Below are 19,705 nucleotides of genomic sequence, written 5' to 3'. Positions count from 1 at the left end.
CGACGTTCAGGCGACGTTCACACCGCGCGCTGCGGACGAGCGCCCGAGATAGACGTAGCCCTCATGCTTCGCCGACCGGCCGTCACCCGCGGCGCGACCGTGCAGACGTCGCCATACCCACGGGAGTGCGTGGCGGCGCCACCACATACCTGCGCCAATGGGTTCGTGCTCATGCAGCACGGCGTCGAGTGCGCCGAGCGCATCGGCGTGCGGCACTCCGAGCATCTCGCCCGCGCGATAGGCGAGGAAACGGTGTCCTCGGCTGCTCAGATGGACGAGGTCCTCACCCCAGTTGGGCCGGTCAGGCAGCGTCGGGTACAGATCGGTGTCGATCAGGATGGCACCCGTCCGCGCAGCGATCCCGGCGAGCGCGGTCGCGAAGGCGCTGAAACGCCGGGTGTACATCGAGGCGGCGGGACGCCCGGGCAGGAACGGCGTGACGAGCACCACGTCCGCGCCGATGCCGCGCAACCGCACCACGGCCTCTTCGAGGTGAGCCGCGAGCGCGACGGCGTCGACGCGGTGCTTGACCAGGTCGTTGGCGCCGATGAGGATCGAAACCAGATCGGGCCTCAACTCCAGGGCTCTCTCCAACTGGCTGCCGCAGACGTCGGAGACGCGCTTGGAGCGGACGGCGAGATTCGCGTAGTGCAGTCCTCCGCGCGCTGCCAGCAGCAACGCGAGACGGTCGGCCCATCCGCGCAGCGCGCCGTCCGGTGCAGGGTCGCAGAGCCCTTCGGTGAGCGAATCGCCCAGTGCCACGTAACGGCGCCAGCGGCGCGCCGGTACGGGCGCGGGCACCTCGGGACGGACCAGGCGGCGAGCGCGGGCGCCGGAGTCGACCTCGCGCAGCATCCGGGCTTCCTCGAAGTGGCGCAGGAGTTGATCGCAGATGCTCTCCCAGCTGCGGCTCTGCACGGCTTGGCGACCTGCTTCGCCGAACGCCCGGCGTTTACGCGTGTCGCCCGCGAGATCCGACACTCGCATGCGGAGATCCGCCAGGTCTCCTGGTCGGTACAACCAGCCGTCGATGCCCATCCGCACCAGATCCAGCGGCCCGCCGCGCCCCGTGGCGATCACGGGGACGCCGCTCGCATGAGCCTCCTGCAGGGTCTGGCCGAACGTCTCACTCTCCCCCGGGTGCACGAAGAGGTCGAACGAAGCCATCGCCGCGGCGAGTTCGTCGCCGCCGAGGTGACCGAGGAAGATCGCTCCGGGGAGAAGGGCTTCCAACCGCGCACGGCTGGGTCCGTCTCCGACGATCACCAGACGCGTCCCGGGAATATCGTGAAGGACGGTGAGGTCTTCGACCTGCTTCTCGGGCGCGAGCCGGCCCACGTAGCCGATCACGACCTCTGATCCCCAGTCGGCGCGCAGAGCGGTACTGCGTTTCGAGGGCTGGAATCGCTCGGCGTCGACGCCTCTCCCCCACCACCGCACCCTGTCGATCCCCAGGGAGGCGAGTTGTTGCGCGGATTCCGCGGAGGGAGCGAGTGTCAGCGTCGCGCGGCGGTGCAGCCGGGCGATATGCGTCTGCGCGATGCCGGTGGTGGCCGCGACTCGATAGCGCTCGGTGTACGCGACGACGTCCGTCTGGTAGGCGGCCACGGAGGCGACATCGAGTCGCTCCGCGGCGAGCACCCCGCGCCATCCGAGCGCGAACGGTGATGCGAGGTGCACCACGTCGGGTTGGAAGCGGCGCAGCGAGAGCGCGACGCGGTGAGCCGTGGACGTACCCACCCTGACGTTGCGATACCCGGGGAGCGCGAGGCTGGGGATGGCCTCGATGGACGCGCCGTTCATCTCTTCCGGCATCCCGACGGCGGCGGGTGCGATCACGTGGGCCTGATGACCGCGGTGCTCGAGGTGACGCAGGATCTGCAGCACCGACCCGGTGACGCCGTTCATGTGCGGAAGGAAGGACTCTGTGACGATCGCTACTCTCACACCCTCAGGATGGCGGCGCTGCCGGGCGCCGCCGGCCGGAAACCGCTCTCGCCACCAGATGTTCACCGGATGCTGGATCGCAGGTCACCGGCTATCCGGTCTTTGGTTCCCGTTCACCGCCGCCGTGCACAGTGAGGGGTGTGTCGACGGACCTGCTCGCCGAATCGTTGATCGGTCCCTGGGGCCTGGTGCTGATGAGCGCACTCGTCCTCGGTGACGCCTTCTTCGTGGTCGTACCCGGCGAGATCGCGGTGACCGCGCTCGGAGCGCTCGCCGTGACCGGCGGTTCTCCCGAGCTTTGGGCTGTCGTCGTCTGCGCCGCCGCCGCCGCAACGGTCGGGGACGTGTGCTGCTACCTGATCGGGCGATATGTCGGGGTGGATCGGTGGCGGTGGATGCGGACCGCCAAGGTGCAGCAGGCGCTGGGGTGGGCACAGCGTCGTCTGGATGCCGGCACGGCCACGGTGCTCTTCACCGCCCGATTCATCCCGTTCGCTCGGCTCGCCATCAACCTGGTCGCGGGCGCCTCTCGCATCCACCCTCCGAGGTATCTCGCTCTCGTGACTCTCGCCGCGACCGGGTGGGCGCTCTATCAGGCTGCTGTCGGTGCGACTGTCGCCGCAATCGTTCCCGGCGGACCGCTGGTGGCCGTGCCGATCTCGATCGGCGTCGCACTCGGGCTCGGCGTGTTGATCGACCTCGTCACGCGGCGAGTCCGCCGCTGATCTCCCCCTGCGCGCGACCGTGCTCTAGGCTCGTGGCATGAGCACCGAAGAAGGCGCCACCTCCTCGGAGGAGATGAAGCGCAAGTTCAAGGAAGCGCTCGAGAAGAAGAACGCGCACCACCGGCAGGGCGAGGCACACCTCGACGGCGATTCCGCCGTGCACGGCGCGGCTGCCCCGCAGACGCGGCGCGAGTTCCGACGCAAGAGCGGTTGACCACACGGATGCGGGAGCCGACATCGCCGGCTCCCGCATCCCTCTCTTCGTCTCCGGTCAGTTCTGCGCGGCGCGTTCCCTGGCCCGTCGCTCCTTGGCCGACATCTCGGCGACTGCTGCGCTGCTCAGCTCCTGCACCCCGGCCGCTTCCGGCTCGTCCGACATCCCGTGCCCGTCGACTCCGTCCATCAGGGACTCGTCGAAGGGAAGCGCACCGCTCAGGACCCGAGTCACACGATCGCGGTCGATCTGATGGGTCCAGGTGCCGATGAGGATCGTGGCGACGGCGTTGCCGGTGAAGTTCGTCAATGCGCGCCCTTCGGACATGAACCGGTCGATGCCCACGATGACCCCGACGCCGTCGACCAGGTCCGGACGATAGGCCTGCAGTCCGCCGGCCAGGGTGGCGAGTCCCGCCCCGGTGACCCCGGCTGCGCCCTTGCTGGCGATGATCATGAACACGAGCAGGCCGATCTGCTCCCCGATCGACATCGGCTGACCCATACCCGTCGCGATGAAGAGGGAGGCCATCGTCAGGTAGATCGCCGTGCCGTCCAGGTTGAACGAGTACCCGGTCGGGACGGTGATGCCGACCACGGGCTTCGACACGCCCACATGCTCCATCTTCGCGATCAGGCGCGGCAGAGCGGACTCCGATGACGATGTGCCGACGATCAGGAGGTACTCCCGCCCGAGGTACTTCATGAGCGAGAAGATGTTCACCCGGGTCACCGCCCACAGGAGCGTCCCGAGGACGACCACGATGAACAGGATGCAGGTGATGTAGAAGGCGATCATCAGGATGCCGAGGCTCCAGATGGCGGAGATCCCCGTCTTCCCGACCACCGCGGCGATCGCACCGAAGGCGCCGAGAGGCGCGAGCCACAGGATCATTCCGAGAATCCGGAACACGAGCTTCTGGAGCTGTTTCACCGCTTCCATCATCGGTGCACCGCGTTCGCCGAGTCCCTGGAGTGCGAAACCGACGAGCAGTGCGATGAACAGCACCTGCAGAACGCTCTCGCCGGTGAAGGCGGAGAAGAACGTCGTCGGGATGATGCCGAGGATGAACTCCTGCGTCGTCTTCGCCTCCCCTTCGGCCGCCTCGTACGAGGAGCCGGCCATGTCCAATCCCGAGCCGGGGTGGATCAGGTTGCCGACGACCAGCCCGATCGCGAGCGCGAAGGTCGACATGACCATGAAGTACAGCAGTGCCAGCCCGCCGATCTTCCCGACCGTCGCCGCTTTCGCGATGGAACCGACTCCCACGACGATGGTGCAGAAGATGATGGGCGCGATCATCATCTTGATGAGTGCCACGAAGCCTTTGCCCAGCGGCTCGAAGCTCTGACCGACCTCCGGCCAGATGAGTCCGACGAGGGCGCCGAGCACCACCGCGATGATCACCGACACGTACAGCCAGGTGTGACGGTCCCAGGCCTGCTTCCCGCGCCGCGCGTTGAACCCCGGCAAGGTGAATCCCGTTGTGATGGCCATCTCTGCTCCTCCTCGATCATGAACGTCGTCGTGTCATGTCCGGCTGCCGCTCTGCCGCCGATGACACTCACCGTCGCCCACTTCGCGCGTACATGCGATTTGTGGTCGTATTGGTCACGACCCGCACCGACGACGATGGGAGGGACCCGATGGCGCACTCCGCCGGCGGCCGCAGCACGGCATCCCGCGTCTTCGTCGTGCTCCTGGCGGCCGCCCTCCTGATCGGGGCGCTGATCGCCGTCTTCCTCGTCGTCGAAGCACAACGCGCCATCCGGACCGAAGCCGAGCGCGTCACCGCCGCGACGGCGGTCGCCCTGGCCGGGTCCCCCGATGTCACCGACGCACTGGCCACGGACGACACGGCGCAGGCGACCCGACGGCTCGATCCCTACGCGGCTCAGGTCGTCGATGCGGCCCGGTTGGATTTCATCACGATCATGACCCCCGACGGGGTGAGAGTGACCCACCCTGATCCCGACCGGATCGGTGAGCGGTATCTCGGCACCATCCCCCGCCTGCCACGCGCCCTGACGGAGGAATTCACGGGAACCCTCGGTCCCTCCGTTCGCACGATCGTGCCCGTGACCGCACAGGACGACGCGCTCGTCGGCTGGGTCGCCGCCGGGGTGACCACAGAATCCATCGCCGACACGCTCACCCGCCGACTCCCGCTGTCCCTCGTGATCACCGCAGGTCTCGTCGCGGTGGGTGCGTGCGGGGCTGTCCTCGCACGGCGGCTCACGCGCCGCATCGCCGGCGACCTTCCCCCGGGACAGGTTCGCGATGCGGTGTCGTCGTTCGAGTCGATCCGAACTCTCGGCGATGCCCTGCGCGCGCAGACTCACGAGCACGGCAATCGCATGCACACGGCCGTCGCCCTGCTCGAGCTGGGTCGCGTCGACGAGGCGATAGAGATCCTCACCCAGACCTCTCGGCAGAGCCAGTCACTGGTCGACCAGGTGACCGCGCGCCGTCACGGCGATCCTGTCGTCGGCGCGCTGCTCCTCGGAAAGGCATCGCAGGCGAACGAGCGCGGCATCGACTGGCGCGTGGACATCGAACCAGAGACGCCGCGTTCCACGCTGTCGACGGTCGACAGCGTCTCGGTACTCGGGAACCTCGTGGACAATGCGATGGATGCTGTCGCCGACTCGGAAGACCGCTGGGTCGCGGTATCGCTGCGTCCGGGCACAGCGGGCAGCGTCATCCTCGAGGTCTCTGACAGCGGCCCCGGCGTTCCGCCCGAGAGTCGTGAGCAGATCTTCGCGCCGGGATATTCGACGAAACCCGCGGGTGCTCAGGGCCGTGGGGTGGGACTGACCCTGGTGCGCTCCATCGTGGAGGGCACCGGAGGATCCGTGACCGTCAGCGGCCGACCGACGATGTTCCGTGTCCTGCTTCCCGCGGCCGACAGGGAGCGCAGGTCACGAGCATGATCCGCACCCTTCTCGTCGACGACGACCCCCTCACCCTCGAACTCCACCGCGACTATCTGGCACGGCTGGAGGGGTTCGCGGTGGCCGGCGAATGCACCGGTGCACGGGCGGCTGTGAGCGCTGTTCTGGATCGCCAGGGTCCGGCGGCATTCGACCTGGTCCTTCTCGACATCACGATGCCGGACGGCTCCGGAATCGACGTTCTCCGGACGCTGCGTGCGCGGGCGGCATCTGTCGATGTCATCGCGATCACCGGGGTTCGAGACGCGGAGACGGTACGGCAGATGGCCGCGCTCGGCGTCTTCCAGTACTTGGTGAAGCCGTTCGCGTTCGCTGTCTTCGCGGAACGGATGCAGCAGTACCGCGAACACCACGAGCACGCGGCGACCACGGACGGCGCCGCGACCCAAGCGGAGATCGACATCCTGCTCGGACGAACCACCGGCGCGATCTCGCTGCCGAAGGGCCTCTCGCAGAATTCACTCGACAGGGTGTCCGCGGCGATCCGGAGTGCGGGGCCGCTCTCCGCAAGTGAGGCTGCCGCGGGACTGGGCATGTCCCGCGTTGCCGTGCGGCGCTATCTCGAGCACCTCGCGGACGAGGGGGTCGTCACCAGGGCAGCGCGATATGGCGCTCGCGGGCGCCCCGAGACCGAATACGGATGGAATCGGGACGCCCGCGGCGCCTGATTCGCGAGCAGACTCACTCGCCGGCGAGTCCGCCGAGCATGTGTCCGAAGGACCGGCCTTCGCCGAGGTACGTCGCCGGGTCATAGGGGTCGGCAACGGCGGTGCTGTCCTGACGGGCGATCGCCTCGGCCAGTTCCTTCGCCCCCTTCTCCACGCGCCGGGCGAGCGGAGCGACGTCGTCGCCGGCACCGCCCCAGTCACTGGACGCCGCGAACACACCGGTGGACACGGCCTCGGCGTGCAAGTAGGCGAAGAGTGGCCTGATCGCATAGTCGATCGCGAGCGAGTGCCGCGCAGTGCCCGCATTCGCTCCGATGAGCACCGGCTTTCCGGTGAGCGCGTCCGGGTCGAGCACGTCGATGAACGACTTGAACAGCCCGGAGTAACTCGTCGAGAAGATCGGAGTCACCGCGATCAGCGCATCCGCGGAGACGACGGTGTTGATCGCCGTCTCCAGAGCGGGGGGTGCGAATCCGGTGAGCAGATTGTTGGTGATGTCGTGGGCGTAGTCGCGGAGCTCGATCACGTCGACGCTGGCCTCGATGTCTCGTGCGGCGAGGGCCTTGACGGTCTCCGCGGCGAGTCGGTCCGCGAGCATCCTCGTGGAGGAAGGATTGGACAAGCCCGCGGAGACCACGGCGATACGGCGCGTCGTCATGTCACGCCTCCTTCCGGCTCAGGCCGAACGCTGCACCGGCAGGGGCCGGAGTGTCCTGGTAGGGCGAGTCCCCGGTCAGGTTGTCTCCGCGGTTCGCTCCGGGCCGAGCTTGACGCGTGGGCCCGTCACCGAATTCGGCGGCGACACGGGCCGCGTGGGTCGGCGCGTCCGGAACGGCTGCGGGGCGATCCTTGGCCAGTTCGCGGCGCAGTACCGGCACGACCTCGGAGCCGAGGATGTCGAGCTGCTCGAGCACGGTCTTCAAGGGGAGCCCCGCGTGGTCGATCAGGAACAGCTGCCGCTGGTAGTCGCCGTAGTGCTCCCGCATCGCGGCGTACCGGTCGATCACCTGCTGCGGGGATCCCACGGTGAGCGGAGTCATCTCGGTGAAGTCCTCCATGCTCGGACCGTGGCCGTAGACCGGTGCGTTGTCGAAGTACGGACGGAAGCTGTTCACGGCATCCTGCGATTTGGCCGCCATGAAGACCTGCCCGCCGAGACCGACGATCGCCTGCTCCGGCGTGCCGTGGCCGTAGTGCGCGTAGCGCTGGCGGTACAGCTCGATGAGGCGCTGGTAGTGCTCCTTGGGCCAGAAGATGTTGTTCGCGAAGAAGCCGTCACCGTAGTAGGCCGCCTGCTCGGCGATCTCGGGCGTGCGGATCGAACCGTGCCAGACGAACGGCGCGATGCCGTCGAGGGGCCTGGGCGTCGACGTGAAGCCCTGCAGCGGCGTGCGGAACTTGCCCTCCCAGTCGACGACATCTTCGCGCCAGAGCTTGTGCAGCAGAGCGTAGTTCTCGATGGCGAGCGGCAGTCCCTGACGGATGTCCTGCCCGAACCAGGGGTAGACCGGACCGGTGTTGCCACGGCCGAGCATGAGATCCATCCGGCCGTCCGACACGTGCTGCAGCATCGCGTACTCTTCCGCGATGCGTACCGGGTCGTTGGTGGTGATCAGCGTCGTGGACGTCGAGACGATGAGCCGCTCGGTCCGCGCGGCCAACGCGGCCAGGAAGGTCGAGGGGCTGGAGGACCAGAAGGGCGGGTTGTGGTGCTCGCCGATCGCGAAGACGTCGAGGCCGACCTCTTCCGCGTGCGTGGCGATGGCCAGCGTCGCCTTGATCCGCTCCTGCTCGCTGGGGGTGACTCCCGTGGTGGGATCGCGGGTGATGTCGCTGACCGACATGATGCCGAACTGCATCGCCTGCGCGCCTGACTGCTCGCTCATGATTGCTCCGTTTTCCGTGAACCGGATGACTGGCATCCTGTTCTATTCATTTGAATGTATATGGGTCAACGCGGTCAGATCAACTTTATTCCCGGGCTGTAGCCTCGACGTATGAGCAGCACCGGGGCGGACATCTCAGGGCCCACCACAGGATCCGTGCCACGGCCGAAGAAGCGGGTGCCGTTCTGGGACAACGCGCGGTACATCTGCATCGTCCTGGTGGTGCTCGGCCATGCGATTCAACGCCTCATCTATGACTCCGACATCGCTTTCGCGTTCTACCTCGCGTTGTACGCCTTCCACATGCCGGCGTTCGCCATCATCTCGGGCTACTTCTCGAAGTCTTCGTCGCCGACCAAGACGCAGATGGCACGGGTGATCACCGACATCCTCGTCCCCTACATCATCTTCGAACTGCTCTGGACCGTCACCAAGTGGCTCGTCGAGGGCGAAGCGACTCCCAATATCACCGAGCCCAGCTGGACGCTCTGGTTCCTGCTCGCTCTCGGCATCTTCCGCCTCGTCCTGCCGTACCTCGCCCTGTTGCGCTGGCCGCTGCTGTGGACGGTCGTGATCTCCGTGGGTGTCGGCTACCTGCCCAACGTCGACAGCACGTTCTCGCTGTCGCGCACCTTGGGTCTCCTCCCCTTCTTCGCACTCGGCTGGTGGCTGCGCGAACACCGGATCGTCGACCGGTTCCGCCTGATCGACGCACGACCGTGGTGGGTGCGGCTCGCAGCCATCGCCGCCCTCGGCACCGCCGGATGGGCGGCATGGAACTGGCTCCCCGTATGGCAGCAGGTCGACCTCCGCCACTGGCTGTTCTACGACGACTCCTACTCCGATCTCGGTGGCGAGCAGTGGTGGGCCGGCGGCATCCGCCTCGCGCTGATGGTGATGGCCGTCGTGCTCAGCGCCGCCTTCTTCGCCCTCATCCCGCGCGCCCAGCACTGGTGGACACCCTTCGGCCAGTACACGATGTATGTGTTCCTACTGCACTCCTTCGTGCTGTACCCGTTCCGCGAGAGCGGCGTTCTGCGAGAGCTGGAACCGACGTGGATCTGGCTGCCACTGATCACCGTGCTCTCGGTGGTCGCCGCCCTCGCGCTGGCGACGAAGCCGGTGCGGCGAGTGTTCCGACCCCTGGTGGAGCCACGACCCCGCTGGTTGTTCGTGGACCCCGAGCTGGCGTCCCGCGAAGGTCGTCGAAGCGATCCGACGGGATCGCGCAGACCGCGGTGACGAGTGCCGATAGCCTCGTGGTCGTGACTTCCGCACGAAACGTCCGCGACCGCATCGTGCAGCACGTCGACACGTCGGGCTTCGCGGCGCACGGGCTGCACGTACGGATCGGCGCCGACACCGCGGGACACCGTTGGACGCCCGACGTGCGCGAAGACATCCACTCTGCAGCCAAGGGCGTCTGCGTCCTCGCCGCCGGCATCGCGGCGGACGAGGGGGCCGTCTCCTTCGACGAGCCTGTCGCCACCTACCTGCCGGACTGGGAATACGGCGATGGCGCCGATCGGATCACGCTACGGCACCTGCTCACCATGTCCAGCGGCATCGACATGCCCTGGTCGGAGACGCTGATGACAGACTGGCCAGACCTCGCGCGCGAGTTCCTCGCTCGTCCATCCGGCGGACGCATCTTCCAGTACGCGAACGCGAGCACCTACGCGGCGATGGCAGCGCTGGCCGCCCGTGTCGGTGACGTGGCGCACTATCTCGAGCCACGCCTGTTCGCACCCCTCGGCATCGCCGACGTCGAGTGGGATCGCTGCCCGAACGGACGAATCGTGGCCGGTGGCGGGCTGGCCCTTCGCACCGACGAGCTGGCGCGCATCGGCCGGCTGGTACGGGACCGCGGTGTGTGGCAGGGCCGACAGCTGGTGTCTGCGGAATGGACGGATGCCATGCATGACGACTGGGTCGTCGCCGGAGAGAACCCCGGCTATGACCGCTACGCCCTCGCAGGATGGGGTGGCCCGGGGAAGGCGTGGCGGCTGCATGGCGCCCACGGCCAACTGATCATCTTCCTGGGCGACGCCGTCGTCACCCTCACGGCGAGCGATCACTTCGGCGCGGATGCCGTCGCGGCGTTCGTGGTCGCGATGCTCGAGAGCTGAGTGCCCGACCGTCAGGCGAAGAGTTCCGCTCCCACGTACGAGCCGGGCTTCACACCGGCGGGAATCGCCCAGACGCCCGAACCGACATGACGGATGTACTCGTTCAGCCGATCGGTCGAAAGCCGTCGCTGGAGCGAGATGAACTGCCCTGGGTCCCGCTGATACGAGAGGAAGAAGAGTCCGGCATCGAGCCGCCCGAGGTCGTTGTTGCCGTCGACGTAGTTGTAGCCGCGCCGAAGGATGCGAACACCGCCGTTCTGCGCAGGGTGAGCGAGCCGAACGTGACTGTTCTCCCCGAGCGCGGCGTCGCTGAAGTCGGGCGCGGTGCCCTCGTCGCCGCCGGAGAGCGGAGCCCCCTCCCCCTTGTCACGACCGATGATGGTGTCCTGCTCGGCGAGACGCACTCGATCCCACGTCTCGATGAGCATCGCGATCTTCCTGGCCACCAGGTATGACCCGCCGGTGAGCCAGGCCGGCTCGTCGTTCGGGGCGACCCACACCTGGTCGGCCAACGCCGCGGCGTCATCCGCGAGAATGTTCGCGGTGCCGTCCTTGAACCCGAAGAGGTTCCGCGGCGTCGCCTGCGCCGAAGTGGTGCGCGACGTCTTTCCGAATCCCAGCTGCGACCAGCGCAGGCGCGCCCTGCCGAAGGCGATCCGACTGAGATTGCGGATCGCGTGCACGGCGACCTGCGGGTCATCGGCACATGCCTGGATGCAGAGGTCACCGTGCGAGGACTGCGGATCCAGGTCGTCACCGACGAATGCCGGGAGGCGCTTCAGTGCGGCCGGACGGAGGGACGCGATCCCATACCGGTCGCCCTCCTCGCTCTCGAAGAGGCCGGGTCCGAATCCGAAGGTGATCGTGAGACCCGCCGCCGGGAGGCCCAGTGCTTCACCGGTGTCGTCGGGCGGCGCCTGAGCCGACCCGTTGACGGCACCGCTGGCGCTCACCTCGAGCCCCTGTGCCATCCGCGACGCTGCGTACGACCAGTCCTGCAGCAGCGAGATCAGGTCGTCCCGATCGGTGCGCGGCATCATGTCGAAACTGGCGAAGTGCAGGTGATCCTGAACCGGCGTCGTGATCCCGGCCTGGTGGGAACCGAAGAACTCGTGGGCGACCTGGGCATCCGCCTCGGCGCGCGCTCGCCCGAGCGCCACGCCGCCTGCCAACCCGGAGCCCACGCCGACGGCGAGGCCGGCCACTCCTCCGCCGATCGCGAGACCGAGCAGACCCCGCCTGCTCAGTCCGTCGGCAGCGGGAACCGTTTCCCCGTTCGTCGGCGGGCTCTCGGCGGCATCCGCCTCTGATTCACCCACGTCGCGGTGGTCTCGCGTCGGCCGGCACGATGCCGATCACTCCAGCACCGTGCCGGTGAGCTGCGACAGCGGTTCCGCCAGCGCGTTGATCAGGTCGGTGAACTCGCGCTTGTCTTCCGCCGTCAGTTCGGCGTATCCGACGAAACCCTCCGCCAATGAGCCGTGCGCAGCCAGCGACTCCTCGAGTTCGGCGTACCCGCCTTCGATCTCGGCGACCAGCGCCTCACCGTCCTCGCCCTGAGCGACGGCGAAGTCCTGCACCAGCGAGAACGCCATCTTCGAGCCCTCCACGTTCGCGGCGAAGTCGTAGAGGTCCGTGCCGGACCACCAGTCCTCTTCGCCGGAGATCTTGCCCGTGGCCACCTCGTCGAGCAGCGCGATCGCGCCGTTGGAGATGCCTCCGATGCCCTGGTCGTCCAGCGCTGAGACGAAGTCGTCCGAGTGGACGTAGTCATAGAGTTCCTGCGCGTCAGCGAGAAGCAGATCACCGAAGTCCGCGCGCTCCTGCGGTGTGGACGGGGTCCAGTCCTGCCACGCGGGAGTCTCGCCGTCGGCGTTCAGCGCGTCTTCCGCCGGGACCCAGAGGTCTTTCTCGATGCGGTGGAAGCCGGTCCAGTCGAGTCCCTCGGCGACGGCGTCGACCTCCCGATAGTCGATGCGCGGATCGAGGTCGCCGAGCGCTTCCGCCACCGGCTCGATGCGCTCGTAGAAGGCGCGGGTCTGCGGGAAGAGCTCTCGCGCGGTCTCGTCATCACCCGACTGATACGCCACGACGAAATCCTCGACCGCCGGCACGAGCTGCCCGACCTGGTCCTTGACGAACGCTGCGTACAGGTCGACGGCCTGCTCCTTCTGCTCCGCGTCCGGGCCGTCGACGGCGACGCGATCGCCCGCGACCGTGAACGCCGACTTGCCGACGCCTTCACCGATCATGCCGGGCTTGCAGAGTGTGAAGTAGTCGCCGGGCTGAGCCACGACGGTGAGCGTGCGGGACGCGGAAGGTGCGATGTTCTCGACCTCGCCGACGATGCGAAGACCGTCTTCGGCGAGGAGATAGAACTCCGAGACCTGATCGGTGTCGTTGGTGACGTCGAACGTGAGCGTGCCGCTCTTCGCCGTCGACGCGGACACGGCGCAGTCGCCGTCCGTCGACGAGACTTCGAACGCCGCCGCGGCGCTCATCTCGCTCTTGGCGACGCAGCCACTCAGAACGAGTGTCGCGGCGCCGCCCGCAGCTAGCGCGGCGAGGAACCGGTGGGAGGTGATCATGCTGCTCCTTGTTGTGTGAGAGGTGTCGTGTCGATCCGCGTCGTGGCGGGCGTCGCCGTCGTCGGCGCCCGTCGCGAGCGAAGACCGCGGATGTACAGGGACCCGACGACGAGGACGTAGAGCGACCACGCGATCACCTGCAGCCAGGTCATCGCGGGCATGAATCCGACGGTGGCCTGCAGCAGGGCCGCCAGCGGCCCGCCCGGAGCGATGGTCGCGGAGACGTCGAACGCCCAGCCGAACGGGATCGCCGTCCAGCCCACGGCCACGCCGCCGCTGGTCGCATCGAGGGGCGCCGCGGAAGTGAAGGGACCGGGAAGGGCACCGGCCTCCTGAAGATCCATGATCGCGTAAGCCAGCACACCCGCCGCCACGATCACAAGGAATCCTCCCGTCCAGGCGAAGAACCGACGCAGATCCAATCTGACCGCGCCACGGGAGATCAACCAGCCGACGGCGACGGCGGCGACGAGTCCGAGGAGCGCGCCCAGCAACGCCGACGGCGCATCTCCGAAGGACTGCACCATCGACCACAGCAGCAAGGTCGTCTCGATGCCCTCCCGGGCGACCGAGACGAAGCCGATCGCGATCAGTGCCCACAGGCTGCCGGCCGTCAGGGCGCGGTCGACGCCGCTCTCGAGACTCGCCTTCATCGTGCGACCGGCACGCTGCATCCAGAAGATCATCCAGGTCACCATGGCGACCGCGAGCAGCGACAACCCGCCGCCGATCAGCTCCTGTGCCGTGAAGGTGAGCTCGTAGGAGCCGAACGTGAGAACGGCGCCGATTCCCAGAGCGAGGGCGATCGCCAGTCCCACTCCCGCCCAGAGTCGTGGCAGTGCGTCCTGCCGTCCGAGCCGGCGGAGATACGCGACGAGGATGCCGACGACGAGCGCCGCTTCGAGACCCTCACGAAGCCCGATGAGGAAGGTAGCGAACACGGGTGCTCTTTCTGCGGAAGTGAGGCAAGGCAATCCTTACTTCACGAGACTCTAGCACCGCCCGGAACCACGGCACGACCTCTGACGCCTCGCGCGTGACCGCCGGTAACGCAGCGCAACACACGGCACCACAGAGCCGCCGCCGACGTAGCCTCGGTCCATGGCTGACCTCTCGCTTCCCATCCTCGACATCTCGCTGCTCGATCAGGGCCCCGATGCGGCCGCACGCTTCCGAGAAGACCTCCGAACCGCCACCCACGATGTCGGGTTCTTCTACCTCGTCGGCACGGGGATCTCTGCTGAACTCGAAGCGCGGCTCCACCGCGCGGCGCTGGACTTCTTCGCGCTGCCCGACGCCGACAAACTGGCGATCGAGAACATCAACAGCCCGCACTTCCGCGGCTACACCCGAATCGGAGGAGAACGCACGCAGGGCAGGGTCGACTGGCGCGAACAGATCGACATCGGCCCCGAGCGCTCCCCGGTCGACGAGGGGCCCGCGTTCAACCGCCTCATCGGGCCCAACCTCTGGCCCGCCGCCCAGCCCGAGCTCCGCCCGATCGTCGAAGAATGGCACGCCACCCTGTCGGAGGTGGCACGGAAGCTGCTGCGCGCCTGGGCCCAGACCCTCGGCGCCGACGAGACGTACTTCGACGAGCACTTCGGTGAGCCGTCGACTCTGATCAAGATCGTGCGCTACCCGGGAACGGACGCCCCCGCGCCGCAGCAGGGGGTAGGTGCACACAAGGACTCGGGAGTGCTGACGCTGCTGTGGGTCGAGCCGGGCAAGGGCGGGCTCCAGGTCGAGCGGGACGGGACCTGGGTCGACGCTCCCCCGGTGCCTGGTGCCTTCGTGGTCAACATCGGCGAGCTCCTCGAGTACGCGACCGGAGGCTATCTGAAGGCGACCAACCACCGCGTGATATCACCGAAGGCGCCGGACGAGCGCATCTCCGTCCCGTTCTTCTTCAACCCGGCGCTCGACAAGCGCCTGCCCCTGCTCGAGCTTCCTGCCGACCTCGCCGCGGATGCCACGGGCGTCACCGACGACCCCAGCAATCCGATCCATGCTCTCTACGGTGAGAACGCGCTGAAGTCACGCTTGCGGGCGCACCCCGATGTAGCCGCGATCCATCACCCCGAACTGGTGTCCGTTCCCGCCTGAGGCTGGGGCCTGAGGCTGGGCTCGGCGACCGCGCCGGGACACGAAGAAGGCCGCCCCACACCGTGGGGCGGCCTTCACAAGAATGTTTTGCGCGATAGTACGCTGGTTCGCTCTGCTTCGCTCAGCGACGGAGTCCGAGACGCTCGATCAGCGAGCGGTAGCGCTCGATGTCGATGTCCTGGAGGTAACCGAGCAGACGACGGCGCTGACCAACCATGAGGAACAGGCCACGACGCGAGTGGTGGTCGTGCTTGTGCTCCTTCAGGTGTTCGGTGAGGTCCTTGATGCGCTGCGTCAGCATCGCGACCTGCACCTCGGGGGATCCGGTGTCACCGGGGTGCGTCGCGTACTCTTCCATGATCGCCTTCTTGGCGTCAGATTCGAGTGGCATAGATGGGATCCCCTTTCAGTTCGTTGCGCGGCGCCCGACGCCTTATGCGTGGGCTCTCTTTATCCGCGGCCGATCAAACGGCAACCTGAAGAGTCTACCAGCAGGGCGGTCGCGTCCGGTACACGGGACCAGGCACCCTCCATTACGCTCGATGCGTGACCGAGAGAAGTGTCGAGTGAGCGCAGCACGCGGGCACTTGATCGATCTCACGCCGCTGAGAACCAGCCCGGCCTTCGCCAGGATGTGGATCGGCTCGACCCTCGCCGGAATCGGCGGACAGCTCACGATCGTCACCGTGATGCTACATGTGTACGCGCTCACGCAGAGCACCTTCGCCGTCTCGATGGTCGCTGTGGCCGGACTCGCGCCGATGGTTCTCGCCGGCCTCTACGGCGGCATGCTCGCCGACGCGTTCGACCGCCGTCGGGTCGCGTTGATCGCCGCCACCGTGACCTTCGCATCCACCGCCATGCTTGCCGCACTCACCTGGACAGGCGCCGAGGCGATCTGGTGGCTGTACGTGTTGAGCATCGTCAACTCCGCGGCGAACTCCGTCGGGATGGCCACTCGGACCGCGATCGTCCCGCGACTGATTCCGCGGAGCATGCTCGCTGCGGCGTCCGCTCTCAACGGAGTGGCGTTCGGGGTCACCGTCATGGCGGGACCGGCGGTTGCCGGCATCCTGGTCGCGCTCACCGGCTACGGCTGGACGTACACGATCGACGTCGTGTTGATGCTGTCGATGTTCCTCGGCCTGTGGACCCTCCCCGCCCTGCGGCCCGAGGGCGACATCGTGCGGCCGGGACGAGAATCCCTCACCGACGGTTGGCGTTTCCTGCGGCGAGCGGGCAACATCCGGATGCAGTACATCGTCGACATCATCGCGATGACGTTCGGGCAGCCGCTCGTGCTGTTCCCCGCCCTCGGCACCGTTCTCCTGGGCGGAGGCGCGGTCACGACGGGTGTTCTCACCGCGGCTGTCGCAGTCGGCACCTTCACCTCGAGTCTCTTCTCCGGACGCGTCGTCCACTACCGCTGGCACGGGCGTGGGATAGCCCGCGCCGTGGAAGCGTATGGTGCCGCGATCGTGCTGTTCGGCCTCGTGCTCGTGCTCGGTGCGTTCTCGGCTCCGGCCACCGAGCGCTCCCCCCATGTCGCACTCATCGTCGCGGCATGCATCGCTCTCGCTCTCTTCGGCGCAGCCGACAACGTCAGTTCGATCTACCGCAACACGATGATGCAGGCGGCTGTTCCGGACGCGATGCGCGGACGGCTGCAGGGAGTCTTCATCGTCGTCGTCACCGGTGGGCCGCGTCTCGGAGCTCTCTACGCCGGCACACTGGCCACGGTGACGACCCTCTGGTTCCCGCCTCTTCTCGGCGGAATTCTCATCATCGGCCTGGTGGCGTTGCTCGCCCGGCGGAACCATCGGTTCCGCGACTACGACGCAGAGAACCCCGAGCCCTGACGGGCCCGGGGTTCCGAGAAGAGCGGACGCTGTCAGTCCTGCTGCAGCGCACCCTGCAGGTCGAGGCTGATCGTGACATCCTTGCCCACCAGAACGCCACCGGTCTCCAGTGCGGCGTTCCAGGTGAGGCCGAAGTCCTCACGGTTGATCACGGCCTTCGCGGAGGCGCCGGCCTTGTAGTTGCCGTACGGGTCGGTGCCGAAGCCGCCGAAGTCGAGCTCGAAACTCACGGGCTTGGTCGTACCCCGGATGGTGAGGTCGCCGTCGACGAACAGGTCGTCTCCCTGAACCCGCGCACCCGTGGACACGAACTCCATGGTCGGGAAGTTCTCGGTGTCGAAGAAGTCGGCCGAACGCAGGTGGGCGTCGCGCCCTTCGTCATTCGTGTCGATCGAGGTGACGTCCACCGTCGCCTCGACCTTGGCCTCCAGCGGGTTCTCGGGGGCGGTCAGCGTCGCGTTCTTGACGCCGAAGGTGCCGCGCACCTTCGAGATCATCATGTGACGGACGCTGAAGGTGACCTCACTGTGCGAAGGGTCGAGCACGTAGGTGCCGGGGCGGTAGCCGGGGATGTCGGTGCTGGTCATGGCTTCTCCTCTGGAGACTTCAGCCGCTGCTGCGGCAGGGGGACACGGGCCGCGAATGCGGCGTCATGTGTCCCAACTTACATTCAGAAGCATGTATTCCCCTGAATGGGGAATCTTCCCCGAGACGACGAGACGCCCCGCTCCGGAAGGGGCAGGGCGTCTCGGAAACCGGTGCGGAATCAGCCGACGGCGACCAGATCGATGATGAAGATCAGGGTCTTGCCGGAGAGGAAGTGTCCGCCGCCCACGGGGCCGTAGGCGAGGTGCGGCGGGATGACGAGTTCGCGACGCCCGCCGACCTTCATGCCGGGGATGCCGTCCTGCCAGCCCTGAATGAGGCCGCGCAGAGGGAACTGGATGGTCTCGCCACGCCCCCAGGAGGAGTCGAACTCTTCGCCGGAGTCGAACTCGACACCCGCGTAGTGAACGGTCACGGTGTCGCCGGGCTTGGCTTCGGCGCCGTCACCCTCGATGAGGTCGCGGGTGACGAGCTCCGCGGGAGCGGGGCCGGTAGGGGCGTCGAACTCGGGCTTTGTGCGATCAGTCATGTCTCCATCCAACCCGAGCGCCGGGAACGGGTCAACGTGCAGGCACCTGCTGACAGCGAACATGGTCTTGACACCCTCAGCGACCGGGTGCACCCTGATTACAGACCAACTCAGCGCCCGGGAGACATGCAGGCATCGCCGCAGCACCGGGCGCTGAGTCTTGCCCGGTCAGTAAGCCAGCAACGCCGCTCTGGCCGCGCGGGTGCGGATCAGCAACGCCCGCTCGTCTTCCGTGGCGAGCGGGTCGCGCCCGGTGATCGCGCGCTGCCGGACGGCGGCCAGTGCCGTCGCATCCTTGATGAATTCGCGCATCAGCGGACGACGGTCGCCTCGAAGCTGGGCCGCCCAGCGCAGTCCGGTCTTCCGCCCGGCCGGTGTGGCCAGCATCGTGACCTCTTCCGGCGTGAACCAGCCCGCCGCCGCGTACTCACCGAGGCGCGCCTTGGTCAACCGGGCCTCCTCACGGCGGAGGGCGATGATGCCGAGGATGAATCCCGCGAAAAGCGGAACCTGAAGCGTGAAGTACAGACCGAAGAAGTCGGCGAAAGTCGCCGATCCGTTCCAGAGCGCGTGGAGGAGGATCGCCCCCAGCATGCCCAGCAGTCCGGCCGCCGCCGCACTGCCGGCGGACGAGTGGCGCCGAGCGGCGAGACCGATCGCGAAGCCCGTCAATGCCGTGAACATGGCGTGCGCGAAGGGTGAGAGCAGGGCCCGCACGACGAAGGTCGCGGTGAGCTGCTCGCCACCGCCCTCGATCAGGCTGATCGCGAAGTACTGGATGTTCTCGGTGAAAGCGAAACCCGCCCCCACCAGAGCGCCGTAGACGACGCCGTCCACCGGCCCGTCGAAGGCGCGGCGTGCCACGAGGAAGATCAGGAAGACGCCCAGCCCCTTCCAGAACTCCTCGACGATCGGCGCCTGCACGACGGCGGAGAAGGCATCGGAGCGGATGCCGAACAGGAAGGTCAGCCCGAGATCGAGCAACAGCGTGAGGCCGACGGCGGCGATCGCCCCCCAGGCGATGGCGAAGACGACGATCCGCTTCGGCTCGGGCTCCCAGCGGTCGATCATGCGGACGCCGAGGAACACGATCGCGAGCGGGATGAGCGCGAGCAGGAACCCGACCACCGACGCCGCCGGACCGAGGGCCCATCCGAAGTAGCCGATGAGTGCGAGAAGCAGGAATCCGAGGAATCCGAACAGCCAGAGCGAGACCGTACGGCCTCGCTTCGACGGCACCGGCAGTGCGGGGAGCGACTCGGCGGGCGCCGGCGGGACCGGCGCCGGCGGTTCGTACGGTGTCGGTTGCGCCAGCGCCGATGCGTAGCTCGGCTGCTGCGAGAACGACGTCGGTGTGTAGGGCGAATGCGAGTACTGCGGCGCGGAGTACTGCGGAGCCCCCGGAGGCTGCGCCGGTGGCGGGCTGTACGGCGTTGGCTGCTGCGGTTGCGGCGGTCCTCCGAGACTCATAGCCAAAGCATATGGGCACAAGCC

19 protein-coding genes are annotated in these 19,705 nt (G+C 67.5%); 8 read left to right on the top strand and 11 right to left on the bottom strand.

Annotated elements, in window-relative coordinates; translation table 11 throughout:
* Positions 1-6: 6 nt before the first annotated feature.
* Positions 7-1,947: a GDSL-type esterase/lipase family protein gene (locus D7252_RS12785; RefSeq protein WP_120776959.1), complete on the bottom strand. Its 1,941-nt coding sequence runs from the start codon at positions 1,945-1,947 to the stop codon at positions 7-9.
* Between the two features lie 140 nt (positions 1,948-2,087).
* Here D7252_RS12785 and D7252_RS12780 point away from each other — a divergent pair, with 140 nt between their 5' ends.
* Both D7252_RS12780 and D7252_RS20090 read left to right on the top strand, forming a co-directional pair.
* A complete protein-coding gene (locus D7252_RS12780) occupies positions 2,088-2,672 on the top strand; it encodes a DedA family protein (protein WP_259461097.1) in 585 nt (194 codons plus the stop codon).
* 37 nt (positions 2,673-2,709) lie between these two features.
* Positions 2,710-2,886: a DUF5302 domain-containing protein gene (locus D7252_RS20090; protein ID WP_183055290.1), complete on the top strand. Its 177-nt coding sequence runs from the start codon at positions 2,710-2,712 to the stop codon at positions 2,884-2,886.
* Between the two features lie 57 nt (positions 2,887-2,943).
* On the opposite strand, the gene D7252_RS12775 is transcribed toward D7252_RS20090, so the two are convergent.
* Positions 2,944-4,383: a cation:dicarboxylate symporter family transporter gene (locus D7252_RS12775; RefSeq protein WP_120775734.1), complete on the bottom strand. Its 1,440-nt coding sequence runs from the start codon at positions 4,381-4,383 to the stop codon at positions 2,944-2,946.
* A 149-nt stretch (positions 4,384-4,532) separates the two neighbouring features.
* On the opposite strand from D7252_RS12775, the gene D7252_RS12770 reads away from it, so the two are divergent.
* Both D7252_RS12770 and D7252_RS12765 read left to right on the top strand, forming a co-directional pair.
* On the top strand, positions 4,533-5,819 hold the full coding sequence (locus D7252_RS12770; RefSeq protein ID WP_120775733.1) for an ATP-binding protein: 1,287 nt from the start codon (positions 4,533-4,535) through the stop codon (positions 5,817-5,819).
* Positions 5,816-6,508 (top strand): response regulator, encoded by a 693-nt coding sequence (locus D7252_RS12765; protein WP_120775732.1) that lies wholly within the window; start codon positions 5,816-5,818, stop codon positions 6,506-6,508. Before D7252_RS12770 ends, D7252_RS12765 begins: the two co-directional genes overlap by 4 nt.
* Before the next feature lie 13 nt (positions 6,509-6,521).
* Here D7252_RS12765 and D7252_RS12760 read toward each other — a convergent pair whose 3' ends face one another.
* A complete protein-coding gene (locus D7252_RS12760) occupies positions 6,522-7,166 on the bottom strand; it encodes an FMN reductase (protein WP_120775731.1) in 645 nt (214 codons plus the stop codon).
* 1 nt (position 7,167) lies between these two features.
* Positions 7,168-8,394 carry an LLM class flavin-dependent oxidoreductase gene (locus D7252_RS12755; protein ID WP_120776957.1) on the bottom strand — a complete coding sequence of 409 codons (1,227 nt, stop codon included), beginning with the start codon at positions 8,392-8,394 and terminating at the stop codon, positions 7,168-7,170.
* Positions 8,395-8,505: 111 nt separating this feature from the next.
* On the opposite strand from D7252_RS12755, the gene D7252_RS12750 reads away from it, so the two are divergent.
* Both D7252_RS12750 and D7252_RS12745 read left to right on the top strand, forming a co-directional pair.
* Complete coding sequence (locus D7252_RS12750; protein ID WP_120775730.1) at positions 8,506-9,636, top strand: acyltransferase family protein; 1,131 nt, start codon at positions 8,506-8,508, stop codon at positions 9,634-9,636.
* Between the two features lie 23 nt (positions 9,637-9,659).
* A complete protein-coding gene (locus tag D7252_RS12745; protein WP_120776956.1) occupies positions 9,660-10,523 on the top strand; it encodes a serine hydrolase in 864 nt (287 codons plus the stop codon).
* Between the two features lie 11 nt (positions 10,524-10,534).
* On the opposite strand, the gene efeB is transcribed toward D7252_RS12745, so the two are convergent.
* Genes efeB through efeU form a run of 3 tightly spaced genes read right to left on the bottom strand, consistent with a single transcriptional unit; the run spans position 10,535 to position 14,052 of the window.
* Positions 10,535-11,842: an iron uptake transporter deferrochelatase/peroxidase subunit gene (gene efeB, locus D7252_RS12740; RefSeq protein ID WP_120775729.1), complete on the bottom strand. Its 1,308-nt coding sequence runs from the start codon at positions 11,840-11,842 to the stop codon at positions 10,535-10,537.
* A gap of 36 nt (positions 11,843-11,878) precedes the next feature.
* The gene (efeO, locus tag D7252_RS12735; protein WP_120775728.1) at positions 11,879-13,111 is read right to left on the bottom strand and encodes an iron uptake system protein EfeO; all 1,233 of its coding nucleotides are present in this window, start codon (positions 13,109-13,111) and stop codon (positions 11,879-11,881) included.
* A complete protein-coding gene (efeU, locus tag D7252_RS12730) occupies positions 13,108-14,052 on the bottom strand; it encodes an iron uptake transporter permease EfeU (protein WP_120775727.1) in 945 nt (314 codons plus the stop codon). Before efeU ends, efeO begins: the two co-directional genes overlap by 4 nt.
* Before the next feature lie 160 nt (positions 14,053-14,212).
* Here efeU and D7252_RS12725 point away from each other — a divergent pair, with 160 nt between their 5' ends.
* Entirely contained in the window at positions 14,213-15,217 is a 1,005-nt protein-coding gene (locus D7252_RS12725; protein ID WP_120775726.1) for an isopenicillin N synthase family oxygenase, read from the top strand.
* A 121-nt stretch (positions 15,218-15,338) separates the two neighbouring features.
* Here the strand turns inward: D7252_RS12725 and rpsO are convergent, their stop codons facing one another.
* Positions 15,339-15,608: a 30S ribosomal protein S15 gene (gene rpsO, locus D7252_RS12720; RefSeq protein ID WP_046014407.1), complete on the bottom strand. Its 270-nt coding sequence runs from the start codon at positions 15,606-15,608 to the stop codon at positions 15,339-15,341.
* Between the two features lie 175 nt (positions 15,609-15,783).
* Here rpsO and D7252_RS12715 point away from each other — a divergent pair, with 175 nt between their 5' ends.
* A complete protein-coding gene (locus D7252_RS12715) occupies positions 15,784-17,076 on the top strand; it encodes an MFS transporter (protein ID WP_120775725.1) in 1,293 nt (430 codons plus the stop codon).
* Positions 17,077-17,108: 32 nt separating this feature from the next.
* Here D7252_RS12715 and D7252_RS12710 read toward each other — a convergent pair whose 3' ends face one another.
* From D7252_RS12710 to D7252_RS12700, 3 genes are all read right to left on the bottom strand, one after another.
* On the bottom strand, positions 17,109-17,663 hold the full coding sequence (locus tag D7252_RS12710; RefSeq protein ID WP_120775724.1) for a YceI family protein: 555 nt from the start codon (positions 17,661-17,663) through the stop codon (positions 17,109-17,111).
* 179 nt (positions 17,664-17,842) lie between these two features.
* Positions 17,843-18,211, bottom strand: a complete 369-nt coding sequence (locus D7252_RS12705) for an FKBP-type peptidyl-prolyl cis-trans isomerase (protein ID WP_120775723.1) — start codon at positions 18,209-18,211, stop codon at positions 17,843-17,845.
* 168 nt (positions 18,212-18,379) lie between these two features.
* Entirely contained in the window at positions 18,380-19,681 is a 1,302-nt protein-coding gene (locus D7252_RS12700; protein ID WP_120775722.1) for a PrsW family intramembrane metalloprotease, read from the bottom strand.
* Positions 19,682-19,705 lie beyond the last annotated feature (24 nt).

Origin of the sequence: Microbacterium sp. CGR2, from assembly GCF_003626735.1 — a bacterium.
Taxonomy (GTDB): Bacteria; Actinomycetota; Actinomycetes; order Actinomycetales; family Microbacteriaceae; genus Microbacterium.
This window is presented reverse-complemented; position numbering and strand designations above follow the sequence as displayed.